General features: G+C 53.4%; 1 pseudogene. It reads left to right on the forward strand.

Features of this window, described 5'->3' with window-relative positions:
- Positions 1–121: 121 nt before the first annotated feature.
- A pseudogene (locus GCWU000341_RS12480) lies at positions 122–1,314 on the forward strand (transposase); the annotation flags it as partial.

A 1,314-nucleotide genomic window follows, 5' to 3' on the forward strand; every position in this document is an offset into this window, starting at 1 on the left:
GTGACAGCTAAATAACTCTATGATATCTTTCTCAAAGACTTTTTCTCTTGTTTATGGTAAAATAAATGCAAGATAAAGTTTTGATTTGTCAAGTATCTTTGCATTTCTTGGAGCTGATACCATGTACACGAGCCCGAAATTTCATCAGATCGCCTTCACAGACTTCAATCAGTCCTGCGGGATGCAGCTTGACCCGAAGAACGAATGGGTCCTTCTTGCCGACCGGCTGGACTGGTGCAGGATGGAGGAGAAGACCCGTTACAACGAGTTGTTCCCGTCGAAGACAGGACATCCAGCCAAGCCGTTCCGCATGGCGCTGGGGTCCCTCATCATCCAGAAGCGGAAGAAGTTGTCCGACCGCGGGCCGGTAAAAGAGATCGGTGAGAACTCCTATCTCCAGTACTTCATTAGGTGCGAATCGTTCCGGAAGGGCTGTCCTTTCACGGCTCCCCTCCTGGTGTCGTTCCGGAAAAGGCTTGGGATAGAGGCCCTGATGACGGTCAACGACATCTTCCTCTCTGCCGCTGCGGCGACGAAGGAACATAAAGGCGATGCGCAGCCTGCAGAGGGAGGAGAGAACGTCGGAACAGAGATTCTGGATGCCACCTGTTCCCCATCCAACATCAAATACCCGCAGGACTTCGAACTCCTCCATGAAGCCCGTATCTTGCATTGGCTAAGGCCAAAAAGCGGACGGCGAAGAAGGTCCGCATGGAGATCCGCAGGCAGCTGGAGCATGTTCGCCGCGAGCATGTACCTGACGATACGGAAATTGTATGAGCAGCAGAGGTACAGGTACGATAACAAGACCCATCAGGTATCCGATCGGATCGTCAACCTTTCGCAGCCCGATATCCGTCTCATCATGCGAGGCAAAGCAAAGTCACCCGTAGAGTTTGGCGCCAAATACGACGTCAGCGTCGACGAGAAAGGCCATGCTCGCCTGGAGAAGATCTCTTTCACCCCCTATCATGAAGGCTCCGTTCTGAAAGACGCCGTCGAGCGGTATCGGAAACGCACGGGACACTATCCGGAAAGGATTCTGGCGGACCGAATCTATCGCACGAGGGCGAACCTTCAGTATAGCAAGGAACACGGCATCCGAATGTCCGGGCCGAAGCTTGGGAGGCCGAAGCGAACAGACGCCCGAGCCACGAAAGAAGGATATCGGGACAATGTTGACCGGATCGAGGTGGAGCGGTTTTTCAGCTTGGACAAGCGCTGCAATGGCGCGGGGCTTATCATGACCAGGCTGGAAGAGACGACCCTCTCCTCCATCGCACTATCCGTGTTTGTCACGAATCTTTTTGCGAT

The organism is Oribacterium sp. oral taxon 078 str. F0262 (genome assembly GCF_000160135.1).
In the GTDB taxonomy this organism is placed as follows: Bacteria; Bacillota; Clostridia; order Lachnospirales; family Lachnospiraceae; genus Oribacterium.